Source organism: Novispirillum itersonii subsp. itersonii ATCC 12639 (assembly GCF_000381985.1).
Taxonomy (GTDB): domain Bacteria; phylum Pseudomonadota; class Alphaproteobacteria; order Rhodospirillales; family Rhodospirillaceae; genus Novispirillum; species Novispirillum itersonii.
In genome coordinates, this window is the sequence record NZ_KB907352.1 from 1 (window position 1) to 14,265 (window position 14,265).

The 14,265-nt window shown below is 63.5% G+C and carries 12 protein-coding genes, 3 tRNA genes and 1 riboswitch; of the genes, 4 read left to right on the top strand and 11 right to left on the bottom strand.

The genetic code is table 11. The annotated features are described in order from the left end of the window. The 3 genes from tuf to G365_RS0117390 all read right to left on the bottom strand — a co-directional run bounded on the left by tuf (position 1) and on the right by G365_RS0117390 (position 1,549). Positions 1-1,191, bottom strand: coding sequence for an elongation factor Tu (tuf, locus tag G365_RS0117380; protein ID WP_019646047.1), 1,191 nt, complete (start codon positions 1,189-1,191; stop codon positions 1-3). Positions 1,192-1,276: 85 nt separating this feature from the next. Further along, positions 1,277-1,350 (bottom strand) — tRNA-Gly (locus tag G365_RS0117385). Positions 1,351-1,463: 113 nt separating this feature from the next. Continuing rightward, a tRNA-Tyr gene (locus G365_RS0117390) sits at positions 1,464-1,549 on the bottom strand. A 252-nt stretch (positions 1,550-1,801) separates the two neighbouring features. Here G365_RS0117390 and rlmB point away from each other — a divergent pair. Both rlmB and G365_RS0117400 read left to right on the top strand, forming a co-directional pair. Continuing rightward, positions 1,802-2,707, top strand: coding sequence for a 23S rRNA (guanosine(2251)-2'-O)-methyltransferase RlmB (rlmB, locus tag G365_RS0117395; protein ID WP_019646818.1), 906 nt, complete (start codon positions 1,802-1,804; stop codon positions 2,705-2,707). Positions 2,708-2,825: 118 nt separating this feature from the next. Further along, positions 2,826-2,901, top strand: a tRNA-Thr gene (locus G365_RS0117400). Positions 2,902-2,967: 66 nt separating this feature from the next. Here G365_RS0117400 and G365_RS0117405 read toward each other — a convergent pair. From G365_RS0117405 to G365_RS24145, 6 genes are all read right to left on the bottom strand, one after another. Continuing rightward, positions 2,968-6,048: an AAA family ATPase gene (locus G365_RS0117405; protein ID WP_019646819.1), complete on the bottom strand. Its 3,081-nt coding sequence runs from the start codon at positions 6,046-6,048 to the stop codon at positions 2,968-2,970. Next, positions 6,045-7,187 carry an exonuclease SbcCD subunit D gene (locus G365_RS0117410; protein WP_019646820.1) on the bottom strand — a complete coding sequence of 381 codons (1,143 nt, stop codon included), beginning with the start codon at positions 7,185-7,187 and terminating at the stop codon, positions 6,045-6,047. The genes G365_RS0117405 and G365_RS0117410 overlap by 4 nt, the downstream gene beginning before the upstream one ends. A 99-nt stretch (positions 7,188-7,286) precedes the next feature. Beyond that, complete coding sequence (cyoE, locus tag G365_RS0117415; RefSeq protein WP_019646821.1) at positions 7,287-8,159, bottom strand: heme o synthase; 873 nt, start codon at positions 8,157-8,159, stop codon at positions 7,287-7,289. A gap of 169 nt (positions 8,160-8,328) precedes the next feature. Beyond that, entirely contained in the window at positions 8,329-9,690 is a 1,362-nt protein-coding gene (locus G365_RS22170; RefSeq protein WP_019646822.1) for a cbb3-type cytochrome c oxidase subunit I, read from the bottom strand. Positions 9,691-9,805: 115 nt separating this feature from the next. Further along, positions 9,806-10,228, bottom strand: a complete 423-nt coding sequence (locus G365_RS0117425; protein ID WP_019646823.1) for a DUF420 domain-containing protein — start codon at positions 10,226-10,228, stop codon at positions 9,806-9,808. A gap of 35 nt (positions 10,229-10,263) precedes the next feature. Further along, on the bottom strand, positions 10,264-10,440 hold the full coding sequence (locus G365_RS24145; protein ID WP_019646824.1) for a hypothetical protein: 177 nt from the start codon (positions 10,438-10,440) through the stop codon (positions 10,264-10,266). Between the two features lie 275 nt (positions 10,441-10,715). Here G365_RS24145 and G365_RS0117435 point away from each other — a divergent pair, with 275 nt between their 5' ends. Next, complete coding sequence (locus tag G365_RS0117435; protein ID WP_019646825.1) at positions 10,716-11,555, top strand: DUF2189 domain-containing protein; 840 nt, start codon at positions 10,716-10,718, stop codon at positions 11,553-11,555. Positions 11,556-11,670: 115 nt separating this feature from the next. Then, positions 11,671-11,884: riboswitch (cobalamin riboswitch) on the top strand. Positions 11,885-11,936: 52 nt separating this feature from the next. After that, complete coding sequence (locus tag G365_RS0117440) at positions 11,937-12,617, top strand: energy-coupling factor ABC transporter permease (RefSeq protein ID WP_019646826.1); 681 nt, start codon at positions 11,937-11,939, stop codon at positions 12,615-12,617. Positions 12,618-12,703: 86 nt separating this feature from the next. Here G365_RS0117440 and G365_RS0117445 read toward each other — a convergent pair whose 3' ends face one another. Together G365_RS0117445 and G365_RS0117450 are read right to left on the bottom strand one after the other, a co-directional pair. Further along, positions 12,704-13,150, bottom strand: coding sequence for a YaiI/YqxD family protein (locus G365_RS0117445; RefSeq protein ID WP_019646827.1), 447 nt, complete (start codon positions 13,148-13,150; stop codon positions 12,704-12,706). After that, complete coding sequence (locus G365_RS0117450) at positions 13,150-14,109, bottom strand: ribonucleotide-diphosphate reductase subunit beta (RefSeq protein ID WP_019646828.1); 960 nt, start codon at positions 14,107-14,109, stop codon at positions 13,150-13,152. Before G365_RS0117450 ends, G365_RS0117445 begins: the two co-directional genes overlap by 1 nt. Positions 14,110-14,265: the final 156 nt, after the last annotated feature.

Sequence of the window (14,265 nt, forward strand, 5' to 3'; positions counted from 1 at the left end):
TTACTTCAGGATCTTAGAGACGACGCCGGCGCCGACGGTACGACCGCCTTCACGGATGGCGAAGCGCAGGCCTTCGTCCATGGCGATCGGGGCGATCAGCTTCACGCCGATGCGGATGTTGTCGCCCGGCATCACCATTTCAGTGCCTTCCGGCAGAGAGATGGTCCCGGTGACGTCGGTGGTACGGAAGTAGAACTGCGGACGGTAGTTCGCGAAGAACGGAGTGTGACGGCCGCCTTCTTCCTTCGACAGAATGTAAACTTCCGACTCGAACTCGGTGTGCGGGGTGATCGAGCCCGGCTTCGCCAGAACCTGACCACGCTCCACGTCTTCACGCTTGGTGCCGCGCAGCAGGGCGCCGATGTTATCGCCGGCTTCACCCTGATCGAGCAGCTTGCGGAACATTTCAACGCCGGTGCAGGTGGTCTTCTGGGTGTCCTTCAGACCGATGATTTCGACTTCTTCGCCGACCTTCACCACGCCGCGTTCCACACGACCGGTCACCACGGTGCCACGGCCGGAGATCGAGAACACGTCTTCGATCGGCATCAGGAACGGCAGATCCTTCGGGCGTTCCGGCTGCGGGATGTATTCGTCGACGGCGCGCATCAGTTCCAGAACGGCCTTGTCGCCGATTTCCGGGTTCGAGTCTTCCAGAACCGCAAGGGCAGAACCCTTCACGATCGGAATATCATCCCCCGGGAAGTCATACGAGGACAGCAGTTCACGGATTTCCAGCTCGACCAGCTCCAGCAGTTCCGGATCGTCAACCTGGTCAACCTTGTTCATGAACACCACCAGAGCCGGCACACCGACCTGACGGGCCAGCAGGATGTGCTCGCGGGTCTGCGGCATCGGGCCGTCAGCGGCCGACACAACCAGAATCGCGCCGTCCATCTGTGCGGCACCGGTGATCATGTTCTTCACATAGTCAGCGTGGCCCGGGCAGTCCACGTGTGCATAGTGACGGTTGGTGGTTTCGTATTCCACGTGAGCGGTGGAAATCGTGATCCCACGGGCGCGCTCTTCCGGGGCCTTATCGATCTGGTCGTAGGCTGAGAAGGTCGCACCACCGGTCTTCGCCAGAACCTTGGTGATCGCAGCGGTCAGAGAAGTCTTGCCGTGGTCAACGTGGCCGATCGTGCCAACGTTGCAGTGCGGCTTCGTACGCGCAAATTTTTCCTTAGCCATTCTGGAACCCGTTCTTTCCGTGGGTGGTAGGGCAAGTTAATAAACGCCAGTGCGCTGGAACGCCTGGCGTTTTCCGGAGAGGAAATGGAGCGGGTGATGGGAATCGAACCCACGTAGCCAGCTTGGAAGGCTGGAGCTCTACCATTGAGCTACACCCGCCCGGCGTTTGCCCGACCCCATGTGCAGCTCCCGGGAGCAGTTGCTCCTTGCGTGCGGGAACCGATATGACGGGCTCTGGACGGCACGCTAGGCCGACGCCGGTGGGCGGTAGTTGGTGGAGGGGGAAGGATTCGAACCTTCGTAGACATACGTCGGCAGATTTACAGTCTGCTGCCATTGACCGCTCGGCCACCCCTCCTCAGGGACCCGCACCACCCGGCGTCGGGAGCCCGGTTTCTAAAGGGGTTAGCCCCCTCTGTCAACGAGAAAAATGAAGTTTTTTACGAAATCATGATGACCCCGGCGGAAACTCCAGTGTTCATGCGGGTCTGCGGGGTTTCACTTTTTTCAGCATCGCCCCGTCCGTCGGCCTGACAAAAGCTTTTCTCCCCTGACGCTTCCAACTGCTATACACGCGCATTGTATTTTTATTTTTCCGGGATCCCGCACAATGGCGCGCAAACCCCTTCCGCCGACCCGTCCGTCGGCTTCCGCCCCGTCTTCATCCGGGCGTGACGTACCGGCCCGGCCCGACAGCCGCCCGGCACGTTCCGGTGCCCCGCGCGGCGCAGCCCCCCGGGGCGCGGTACAGAAAGGCGGATCGCGCAGCGGGGAACTCTGGCTGTATGGCCGCCATCCGGTGGAAGCCGCCCTGCTGAACCCCGACCGGCGCTGCCGTCGCCTGATGGTAACGCGGGAAGCCCGCGCCGATCTTGACGCTGTGCTAAGCCGCTCCCCCCACGCGCCGACCATTGAACCGGCAGACCGGGCTGCCCTGAATGATCTGCTGGGAGAACAGGCGATCCATCAAGGCATGGCCCTGCGGGTTGATCCGCTGCCGGACCTGACACCGGAAGATCTGGTTGAACGCCATGCCGATGCCAGCGATGCCGTGGTCCTCGTGCTGGATCAGGTCACCGACCCCCACAACGTCGGGGCCGTTCTGCGCTCTGCCGCTGCGTTCGGGGCCGTCGCCGTGCTGGTGCAGGACCGCCATTCCCCGGAAGAAACCGGCGTTCTGGCAAAGTCAGCATCGGGTGCGCTGGAGCGGATGCCGCTGGTACGGGTCGCCAATCTGGCCCGGGCACTGGAAACCCTGAAAGACGGCGGTTTCTGGGCTGCCGGTCTGGCGGCTGACGGGCCGACCACCCTGGCCGGGGCTAAACTGTCCGGTAAAGTGGCTCTGGTGCTGGGATCGGAAGGGGCAGGCCTGCGCCGTCTGACCCGGGACACCTGCGATCTTCTGGTCCGTCTGCCAATGATGCCGGATAGCATGGAAAGCCTGAATGTTTCCAACGCCGCCGCCATCGCACTTTACGAAGTCCGGCGGGCCGCGCTGGAAGCTGCGCAGGGATAATCGGACACAGAACGGGCCGCGCCGGGATAAAATCTGAAAAAATTCTTTTCCTCCCGGCGCGGTCACGCTATGTAAACCCCAGATGGGCTTGCGGTATGTTCGCAACGCCTCTGACGATGCCCTTATAGCTCAGCTGGTAGAGCACCTGATTTGTAATCAGGGGGTCGCGGGTTCGATCCCTGCTGAGGGCACCAGACGCCTGAAACCCTGTAAGGGGCTTCACAAAAACCAGCCGGATTACTCCGGCTGGTTTTTTGTTTTTATCCCGCCGACATCCCCCGCACTTCCACCCGGCTGCCCCCCGGCTGTTTGCGGATGTAGAAGCCGTTGGGAATCGCCTCCTGCACCAAAGGAACATGAGAGATCAGGCCAACGGCACGGTTCTGGCTGACCAGCGTATTCAGCACCTGCAACACCTGATCAAGCGTGCCGGTCCCATGCTCGGTATCGAGGCTGCCGAATCCTTCGTCGATGAAAATGGTGTCCAGCTGCACCCGGCCGCTGGTGCTTTCCACCACATCGGCCAGCCCGAGGGCCAGCGCCAGCGCGGCAATGAAGGTTTCTCCCCCGGACAGGGTCGCTGTCGGCCGGTCCTTGCCGGTATGGGCATCAAACACTTGAATCCCCAGCCCTCTTTGCGCCCGGCCACCACCTTCCGCATCGCGCACCAACTGATAGCGGTGACCGGTCATCGGCCCCAGCCGGAGATTCGCCGCCTGCAGCACCGCCTCAAACATTGCGGCAATCGCATAAATCTCCAGCGTCAGATTGTGCGGATTCTTCCCGTTCACAGCCTCAGCGATTCCCCGCAGCGACGCGGTCTGTGCTTCCAGAGCCTCGACATCCCGCATCACATCAGCCAGCGAGTCGCGCAGCCGGATCAGGGCCATCCGCCGTTGCCGGGCCTCGACCTCCTGCTCCTGCGCGGCACGATAGTCTGCCTGCATCTGTGCAGCCTGCCCCGAGAGGGCCGAAAGATCAGGGCGGGTCACTCCCTCAATCACAGCGGCGGTCTGCCGGGCCCGCTCCCCGGCCCCGGCCACATCCCGCCGGAATGCCTCCAGCATCGCCTGATCGGCGGCCAGCCGCCCGACATCCGGCATCAGGGCCTGATAAGCCTCCGGGGTCAGACCGGCCTGAGCAAGCCGGTCCCCAAAGACCCCCTCAGCCTCCTGCTGGCGGCGCAGACGGTCGGCCAGTGTCTGCTGTGCCGCCTGAACATCCTTGGCGGCCCCCAGATCAGCCTCACGCGCAGCCTGCAATGCCGTCTCAGCCCGGTGCCGGGCTTTCACCATTGTCTCCAGCCGGGCCTCAACGGCCTGAAGCGCCGCCTGCAGGGCCGCCGGATCCCGGATCGGTTCAGGCACCGTCTCCAGCAGGGCATCCCGCCGGGCCAGCAGCACCGTCAGCGCCCGGTGCTGCTCCGTCAGAGCGTCCCGCAGGTGATCACGCCTTTCCTCGGCCGCAGTCGCCTGCCCTGCTTCCCGCTCCAGCACCGCCTCGGCGGCGGAAAGGTCGGTCCCCGGCCCCAAAGCCGCCAGATCCGCATCAAGGGTCTTTAACGTTTGCCGCAGGGTTTCCGGCGGATGGTCCGGGGCCTCCTGCTGTGATAAGCGCGTTTCCCGCTCAGCCAGAACACTCAGCGCCGACGCCAGACCCTGCTCTGCCGTCCGGGCGGCCTGATCGGCCTTCTGCCACACCGCTTCAGCCTGCTTCAGGGCCGCAACCGGATCCCCGGTTTCTGCTCCTCCCCGGGCCGGAGCCGGGTGATCCTGCCCGCCGCAGACCGGGCATGGCGCGCCGGGGGTCAGACGGCTGGCCAAATGCAGCGCCTGACGGTGCAGCACGCCCTGCTCCGCCCTTTCCATGGCCTGACGGGCGTCTGTCAGGGCGGCATAGGCCCTGTCACGGTCAGCCTGCCCGGTGGTGACAGCCTGCCGGGCCATCGTCCGGTCCTGCTGGGCGCTGGCATAGTCCGTCGCCTGCTTCAGGGCCTGCTGAAGGGCCTGCCTGCGCACCAGCAGATCCGCCCGCCGGGCTTCGGTCTGCCGGGCCTGTTTCAGGGCTTCAGACCGCTGGCGCTGGCTCTCCCGCAGGCGGTCAAGCGTCGCCTGCGCCTCCTGCGTCTGCCGCTGCCCGTCCCGTTCTGCCTTCTGTGCCGCCTGCAAGGCCGCCAGCACATCCGCAGCCTGATCCAGTGTACGCCGATGACGGGCCAGATCATCGACCTGCCGCCGCAACTGCTCCATCAGGGGATCCTGAGCGACCTGCTCCGCCCAACGCTCTGCCGCAGCCCGGGCAGCTTCAGCCGCTTGCCCGGCAGCCGTCTGCATCCGGGTCAGCGCAACCTCTGCCGCCTGCCGGTCAACCTTCGCCGTGCGGGCCGCAGTCTCAACGTCGGCCAGGGACTGTGCCAGCCGGACCTGTTCCAGCCGCAGGGCGAGGGCATCCATCCCCTCACTCCGGGCCTGTAAAGCCATCAGAGCTTGCTGCGCCTGCTCTGCGGCCACAAACAGCGCTTCAGCCTTCTCTGCAGTCAGCAGCGCCGTCTGCGCGGCCTGTGCGGCCTCAGTCGCCTCTGTCAGCGCCTGAACGCGACCGACATGCTGCTCTTCGGCTCCGGCAATACCCGCTTTCAGGGCATCATCGGTCTCAAAACCTTCCACGGCCAGACGTTGCGCATACACCGCCCGCTGCTGCTGCACCTGCTGTCTGGCCGCGTCAGCCTGCGTCTTCAGGCTTTCGGCCAGACGGCGGTACAGCGACACATCGAACAGATCCCGCAGAATCTCGACCCGCTGCGGGGTCTTCGCCGACAGAAAAGCCTCAAACCGCCCCTGCGGCAGCAGCACGATCTGGCGGAACTGCTCCGCCCTATAACCCAGCCGGTCAGTGATCGCGGCATCGACCAGCCCGACCTTCTTCTCGGCAATCACCTTGCCCGGTCGGTCGGGGGTAATCTCCTCCAACGGCAGACCTGTCGCATCAAACAGATAGGCCTCGTGCCTGTCGCGGGTTTCACCGCCACCACGACGGCTTGGGCGCGTCTGCTCCGGGCGGCGTAACGCCACATATCGGTGGCCACCGACATCAAACACGAACTCCACCTCGGTCCGCAGATCAGCCGGGGCATGGTCGGACCGCAGCGAGACCGCGTCCTGATCGATATTCGCGGGCTGCCCGAACAGGGCAAAGGTCATCGCACTGAACAGCGTTGATTTACCCGATCCGGTCTGACCGTAGATGCCGAACACCCCGGCCTGCACCGCCTCGCGGAAATCAATCACCTGCCGCCCCGGATAAGGGCCGAAAGCCTGTATCGTCAGACGGACCGGTTTCATGCCTCACCCCCTTCCTGCCGCAGCGCCTGCAGGCCGTCGGCGATCAGGCGCCGCTCCTCCTCTGACGGAGGGGTATCCCGCAGGAGCCGGAGAAAATCAGCCACCACCTGCGCCGGATCTGACAGCGCGGCGGCCCGGGCGGCCCCCGGGCGCAACACGCCGGCCCGGCTGTCACGGGCATAGGTCAGCTCACAGGCATTGGGGAACACCGCCCGCAGGCGTTTCATCGCGTCAATCACCGGGGTTTCGTCGGTCAACACCACCCGGATGAAATCCTCCGACGGCGGCTGACACACCAGATCGGCATGCAGCCCGGTAAGAACCCGCACGGACCGACGGGGGCGGAACGGCAGCAAGTCGCAGGTTGCCCCTCCTGCCGCATCCAGCGTCACCAGACACATCGACTTCTCGGCACCGGCCTCATCAAATCCAAATGCCAGCGGCGCCCCGGAATATCGGATATGCGCAGCCCCGGCCGTCTGCGGGCGGTGCAGATGGCCCAGCGCCACATAATCCGCCCCGGCAAACACGGTGGGGGAAACCGTTTCGACCCCGCCCGCCCGGACCAGCGGCCGCTCACTGTCGCTGCCCTGCGCCCCGGCAACAAAGGCGTGGGCGACCACCACCCACCGCGCCCCGGCAGGCACCTGCGCCCGGGCCGCAGCCATCTGCGCAGCCAGAACATCCTGCGGTGTCTGCACGTTGGCATCGGGAAAACATTCACGGGCGGCGTACTCATAGACAAAGGGCACCCCGGAGAACACCACCGGCCCATGGGCATCGTGCAGGATCAGCGGCGGTTCTTCCGCACTGACCGCCCCCCGCACCAGCGCCCGGCGGGAATCGGCGAAGGCCGCCATTGCCTCAATCCGGTCCCCGGAATCGTGATTTCCGGCGATCATCACCACCGCAGCCCGGGTCTCCGCCGCCACACGGGCCAAAAATCCGTTGAACTGCCGGACCGCACTGGCTGGCGGGGCAGCGCGGTCAAACAGATCACCTGCCAGAAGCAGCACATCGACGTCGTGCTGGACCACTGCCGTCACGATCTGATCAAGGATGGTGGCATGATCCTCTTCCAGAGACAGGCCGTTGAACTGTCGCCCCAGATGAAGATCTGATGTGTGAAGAAGCCGCATCGCCGGTTCCGCCCCGCCTCAGCCGATAGGATAGAGGCCCCATGTGCCACATCCTGACCGGCCCCCGCAACCGGGGCCGCAGAGAAAACGGGCGACGGGTCAGAATGGCCACACATCCGCCGTCAGGGCATGCCGGTCAATCACCACCGCCAGAAACACCCCGGCCAGATACTGCATTGACCCCAAAAACACCGCCCGGGCCGTGGTTTTCCCGGGGTCACGCAGTAAAGACCGGTGCAACCGCAGAAACAGCACCGCTGTCAGAGTGGACAGCAGGGCATAGGCCAGCCCAAGAACCCCCAGCATCCACGGCAGGGCCGCCGCCAGCACCAGCAGGGCGGAATTAACCGTAATCCAGCGGGCACAGCGCTGCTCGCCCACCAACACCGGCAGCATCGGCACCCCGGCACGGCTGTAATCATCCTTCAGCATGATCGCCAGAGCCCAGAAATGCGATGGCGTCCACAGGAACAGCACCACTGCCATCAGCGTCGGCAGCAGCCATTGTGCGGGGTCCACCGCCGCCCCACCGGCGAGAATGGCAAAACTGCCCGCTGCCCCACCGATCACAATGTTGAAGGCCGTACGGCGCTTCAGCCAGACGGTGTAAACAACGCCATAGAAAAACGCACCGAGGAACAGGTGAAGGGCCACCACCCAGTTAAACACCCCCAGACACAGCCACATCCCGGCCAGCAGCAACACACCGGCCAGCCACAGGGCGGCCTGCGGGTTGCCCCCGACGGCCAGCGGACGACGCCGGGTACGCTGCATCAGCCGGTCGATATCGCGGTCATAATAATGGTTGAAGATAGAAGAACTGGCGGAGCCGAGGATCATCGCCACCCCCAGCACCAGCAGATGGAGCGGCTCCACCACCGGAGCGACGGCCGAATACCCGACCATCGCAGTCAGGGCAATCATCACGCCGATCCGCAGTTTACAGAGCTCAAGATAGCTGCGCAGAGTCATCCGGTCCTCCCTGATCCCAAATGGTTGGGATGGGACCGACCCGCAGCATTCACGCGCGTTTCCGGTCCCGCTTCGTAACGGAGGCCGCCTGAAGCGCCGTCCGTCATCGACTGGATCTGTCTCGGGTACGCAACCAGTAGAACACGTTAAGCCTGACTTTAAAACTGGGTCAATTCGCGGGTGCAGAACCCTTGCGCGGCGCAACAAGCAGCTTCCAGCCTGCCAGACCAACAAACAGCACTCCGCCAATCACCGCCAGCAGGGCCCCGCCCCCCATCACCCCCATCACGATCGTCTTGAGGGGGCTGTCGAGCCCCTGCGATGCCCCGGCGGTCTTGCGGGCAATCCCCAGCACTCCCGCCCCGAACAGGGCCAGCGCATGCAGGGTCTGCCCCCCGGCATAAAGGGCAAACGCGGTCAGCACCGCCCGCCCCCGGCTGGTCGCACGCCCGAGTCGCGGCAGGATCACCAGAAAAAACAGCACCATAAAGGCCAGCGTCACCGCACCGATCATCAGGTGGTAATGGGCCGGGGTCCGGGTATCCCCTTCCCCGACCAGATAGCCCATCGCCCCACCCAGCGTGAACATCAGTGCGGACAGGGTCAGGCCCACAGCACCGGCCCCATACCGTGCCCATCCAGCCCGGATCTGAAACCGCGCCAGCGCCAGCAGGGCAATTACCGGCTGAAGAATCAGACCAATCTGGTACAGCCGGGTGAACCCGCTGTGCAGGGTGCCACTGGTGACCGGAAAAATCAGATACAGGGCCGGACCGGCAAAGCCGGTGACCAGCACGCTCAGCGCCAGCCACCGCAACAGCACCGGCGGAATCGGCGGCTGACCATAGATGGCGCTGCCTGCGGCCTGCCAGGCGGCCAGCATCAGCAGGGTATTCACGAACTGCAGCAGATGCCCGCCCCCCCAGAACAGCATCTCGTTATAGGGGATAGGGTCCTGCGCGGGGGCAGCCGACCACGCCAGCCCGACCGACAGCAGTGCGCAGAAATACACCCCGCCCGCAGCCGCCAGCACCATGCCGACTCCATCGCGGTCATCAATACCGACGAAGCCCAGCCGGAACACCGGCAGCGCCACCCCCAGAAACAGCAGCCCCAGACCGCTGTAAAACACCGGATGGACCATCACCGGAATGTAGTTGTTCAGCGACGGTTCCCCCCACCCCATCATCGCCGGAGCCAGCAGGCAGAGAAAGCCACCCCACGCCAGCCGCAGACCGATCGCCCCGAGGTATGCCCCCGGCACCAGCCAGCCACCGGCCACCCGGCGGGATGCCACCCACGCGCACAGGGCACCAAACACCGCCAGATACCAGACGCTGACACTGAAGGTCACGTGCGTGACCAGCATGCTTTGAAAGAAGTTTTCCGGCAGACCATCCTGTATCCCCGGCGTACGGGACCCGGCAACGCCCAGCGCCAACACACCGGCCACCGCCAGCGCACTCAGCGCCAGCAACCCCCAGCCCTGCATTTCCCGGTCAAAGTGATTAAATCGCTGCGTCTGAGCCATCGTGATCCCTGATGTTGCGCCACTCTGCGGCGGCGTTTATGCCCGGAAGACCGGACCGTCACCGGATATGTAAGCTGTCTCGCGGCCTGCGGTATCACCGCAGACAAAAAATGCGTCACACATACAGGTGGTACAGCAGGGCATACACGATCACGCCGCTGACCGAAACCGTCAGCCACACCGCCCAGGTCCATCTGGCCAGACGGCGGTGACGGTCAAAATCCCCGCGCAGGGCGTGGCGGACCGTCAGCAGGATCATCGGCACGTTCAGGACAGCCAGCACCACATGCCCGATCAGCAGGGCATAATAGACCGGACGGATCCAGCCCTGCCCGCGAAAGACAAAAATCGGCGCGGTGGCATGATAAAGCAGGTAGCTGGCCAGAAAGACTGCCGATACCCCCAGCGCCGCCAGCATGATCCGCCGGTGACGGTCCCGGTCGCCGGAACGGATCGCCAGCCGCCCGGCCAGCAGCAGCAGGGTTGCCGCCGCGTTCAGGGCCGCATTGAGATGCGGCAGAATTTGCGCCGTCTCCATTCCACCCCTCCCTTCTTCCGGTTTCTGAGAACGCCTTAACGGAACCCCGGGGGAACCCCCAGCAGGCCGGTTTTGAGGATGATGGTGGCATAAAACAGCAGTGCCAGTCCGCCGATGACGGCACCCAGCCAAAGATTGCGGCGCCTGCGGGCGGAGACCGCAGACGCTGCTGCCGAGTCGGTTGCTTCGGGTTCTGTGGATCGGCGGGCCATGGCTGATCTCCCCGGTGACACTGGACGGGTCCGAAACCGGACTCCTGATCCCAATCAGCCTACACGGCCCCTCCCGACAGGGAAAGACCATTCTTTTCAGGCAGGTAATTTCTGATCACCATACAAGTCAAATCCGAAACCGGGCTGCCTTCGCAGTCGAAAAATCATACTAAAATGATCAGCCTTTCACAGTCTCCCGCCTTCCGATATGCTGTCCTGAGACGTCTTCTCCACTTCCCCTCTCTGACGGGGATCCTTTCCGGAGGACCGAGATCATGGCACGCCCGATTCCTGCTGATGCCACCCCCATCCGGCATAAGACCCTCCACGCCCTTCCGGTTGACCCCAATACCCAGTGGTATGGCACCCAGACCCCGCCGGTGGTCCGCCGGGTGACGGTGGACCAAAGCTCCCGCTGGCTGTCCCGGGGCTGGCAGGACCTGACCCGGTCCCCGGGGATCAGCCTGTCCTACGGGCTGGTCTTTGTGGCGATGGCCTATGCGATTGTCTTCGGTCTGCGCCAGATCGGCATGACCTCGCTGATTCTGCCGCTGATGGCCGGTTTCATGCTGGTCGGGCCGCTGGCTGCGGTCGGACTGTATGACATCAGCCGCCGCCATGGCGCAGGGGAAACCCCGACCTGGGCGACAACAGCCGCAGCCGTCTTCCAAAAGGCAGACCAGCTGCTGATCGTCGGGCTGGTGATGATGATGGCGATCCTCGCATGGATGATGATGGCGCTACTGATTTTCGCCAGCTTTTACAATCAGGCACCGCCATCACTCGACAGCTTCCTGCTGGAAATCCTCTCTGCCGAACAGGCGCCGCTGTTCCTGCTGGCCGGGACCTTCGCCGGCGGAATGATTGCCGCCGCTGTCTTTACCCTGACCGCCGTCAGCCTGCCGATGATCATGGACCGCGATATTTCTGCCGTTGCCGCCATGGCAACCAGCGCCCGGGCGGTGACGAAAAACTGGCGGGTGATGGTCGGCTGGGGAGCGATGATTGTGCTGGTGACCGGGTTCGGGCTGGCCACATTCTTCATCGGTCTGGCGGTCTGCCTGCCTCTGATCGGCCATGCCAGCTGGCACGCCTACCGCGCCCTTGTTGACTGACGCCTGCACTCCCCCTTGCTTTGATGAATGATCACAACTGAACGGGCTGGGTAGAAGACCTGTCTTCTGCCCAGCCCCCGCGCTGCAACATATCTTGCATACAGCCCCCCGGCAGCGATATCCTGCCCCCGATGGTTCCGCCCGGTAAAGACCCGGCCGGACGTAAGAGGGAACATGGTGAGGACGACCCAGAAGGGGCCGAAACCATGGCTGCCCACGCAACTGTAAGCGGGGAGCGACGCCCACACAGCCACTGGTGCCATGCACCGGGAAGGCGGGCTAAGCCGAGAACCGTGAGCCAGGATACCTGCCATCGCAGCCGGGGCATCCCCCCCGATCAGAGACCATCCGCACGCTGGGTGCGCACTGGGATTTATCGTCATGCATATTGAACCGGGCATCGTTGACGGTGCCAAGATCACGCTCAGCTATGCCACTGCGGCCGGGGCTTTCGGGCTGGTCGCCAAAATGGCGCTGGGGAACATCCGTGATAACGGCGGCATCGGGGCGCTGGCCCTGCGCAGCGCTATTGCCACCGCGCTGGTGTTCAGCTTCTTTGAAGTGCTGCCGCACCATCCGGTCGGGGTGTCAGAAGTACACCTGATTCTCGGCTCGACCCTGCTGCTGCTGTTCGGGGCCGGGGCCGCGTCCATCGGGCTGGCCGCCGGTCTGCTGATTCAGGGCCTGTTCTTCGCCCCCTTCGATCTGCCGCAATACGGCATGAACGTCACCACCCTGCTGGTGCCGCTGTGGGGGATTCATCTGCTCGCCCGCCGCATTGTTCCGGCCAAGACCGCCTACGTTGACCTGAAGTATAGCCAGACTCTGGCCCTGTCGACCGCCTATCAGGGCGGTATCGTTGCCTGGGTCGCTTTCTGGGCTCTGTACGGCCATGGCTTCAGCGCCGAAACCTTCGAGTCGGTCGGCACCTTCGGTCTGGCTTACATGAGCGTCATTCTGATCGAGCCGCTGGTTGATCTCGCGGTTCTGGCAGCCGCCAAAGCCCTGCGCCAGATCAGTACCGGCCCGGCTTTCAATACCCGCCTGCACAACGCTGCCTGAGACGGATCCGTTTCTGTCGCAAAAAGCCCGGCTTCCCCTCGGAAGCCGGGCTTTTTTGCCTGTGCCCCTAACCGGCTCTCTTTTCCTTACCCTTTGCGGGTCAACAACCGGTCCAGTGCATTGAGAAAAGCAGAACGGTCTTTGGGGGAATAGGGACGCGGCCCGCCGGTAATCTCGCCGCTGTCCCGCAGGTCCGTCATCAGATCGCGGACAGCCAGCGCCATCCCCACGGATCCTTCGTCAAACACTTTGCCGGTCGGGGAGAGGGCCGTAGCCCCCACCTCAACACAGCGGGCAGCCAATGGCACATCGTTGGTGACGCAGATATCCCCGGCGGTGATTTCAGCGGCAATCCACTTATCAGCCGCATCGGGTTCCACCGGCACCACGACCTGACGCACCAATGGCCCGTCCATGCCACGAATCCAGCGGTTGCCAACCAGCACCACCGGCGTTGCAGTCCGACGCGCCGCCTTCAGCGCATCGTCTTTCACCGGGCAGGCATCGGCGTCGATATACAGGATCCGGGTCATCAGGCGAACGCGTCGTCCCAGTTACCCTGCGTCGCCGCCTTGGAATATTCGGTGGCGCGGTTTTCGAAGAAGTTGGTGTGTTCCACCGCATTCAGCATCGCGTCCAGCCACGGCAGCGGATTTTTCTCGATGTGGTAGACCGGCCGCAGACCAAGCTGGGTCAGGCGGCGGTCAGCGATATAGCGAATGTAGCGCTTGACGTCTTCGCCGGTCAGCCCCTCAACCGCGCCGGATTCAAAGGCGAGGTCAATGAAGTTGTCTTCCAGCTCCAGAATCCGGGCGCAGGCCTCATACAGATCCTTCTGAATCGCCGGAACATCAATCTGCGGGTTCTCGGCCAGGAAGGTCTTGTAAAGGCGGATGATCGAATTGCAGTGCAGGGTCTCATCCCGCACAGACCACGTAATGATCTGCCCCATGCCCTTCATCTTGTTGAAGCGCGGGAAATTCAGCAGAATCGCAAAGCTGGCGAACAGCTGCAGCCCTTCGGTGAAAGCCCCGAACACCGCCAGCGTTTTGGCGATATCTTCCGGCGTATCCACCCCCCAGATCTGCATGAAGTCGTACTTGTCCTTCATCTCCTTATAGTCGAGGAAGGCGCGGTACTCCGTCTCCGGCATGCCGATGGTGTCAAGCAGGTGAGAATAGGCGGCGATATGGATGGTTTCCATATTCGAGAACGCCGACAGCATCATCTGCACTTCGGTCGGCTTGAACACGCGGGTGTAGTTCCGCATGTAGCAGTTGGCGACCTCGATATCGGACTGAGTGAAAAACCGGAAGATCTGCGTCAGCAGATGCCGCTCGTCATCATTCAGTTTCTGGTGCCAGTCCTTGACGTCTTCCGCCAGCGGCACTTCTTCCGGCAGCCAGTGAATCTGCTGCTGCGTCAGCCAGGCGTCATAGCACCACGGATAATGAAACGGCTTATAAACGTGATCGGCAGACAGAAGCGACATGACATGTTCCCGACAGGCAGGTGCGGACGGAACGACAGGGCATCCGTCCGGCGGTCTATGAGCATTGTCCGGCTCCGGGGATTTCCGGGAAAGTCCGAAACATGCTCTGTTTACAAAGATCCAGAGCGCATTCAGCAACGAAACCGACGTCCAATT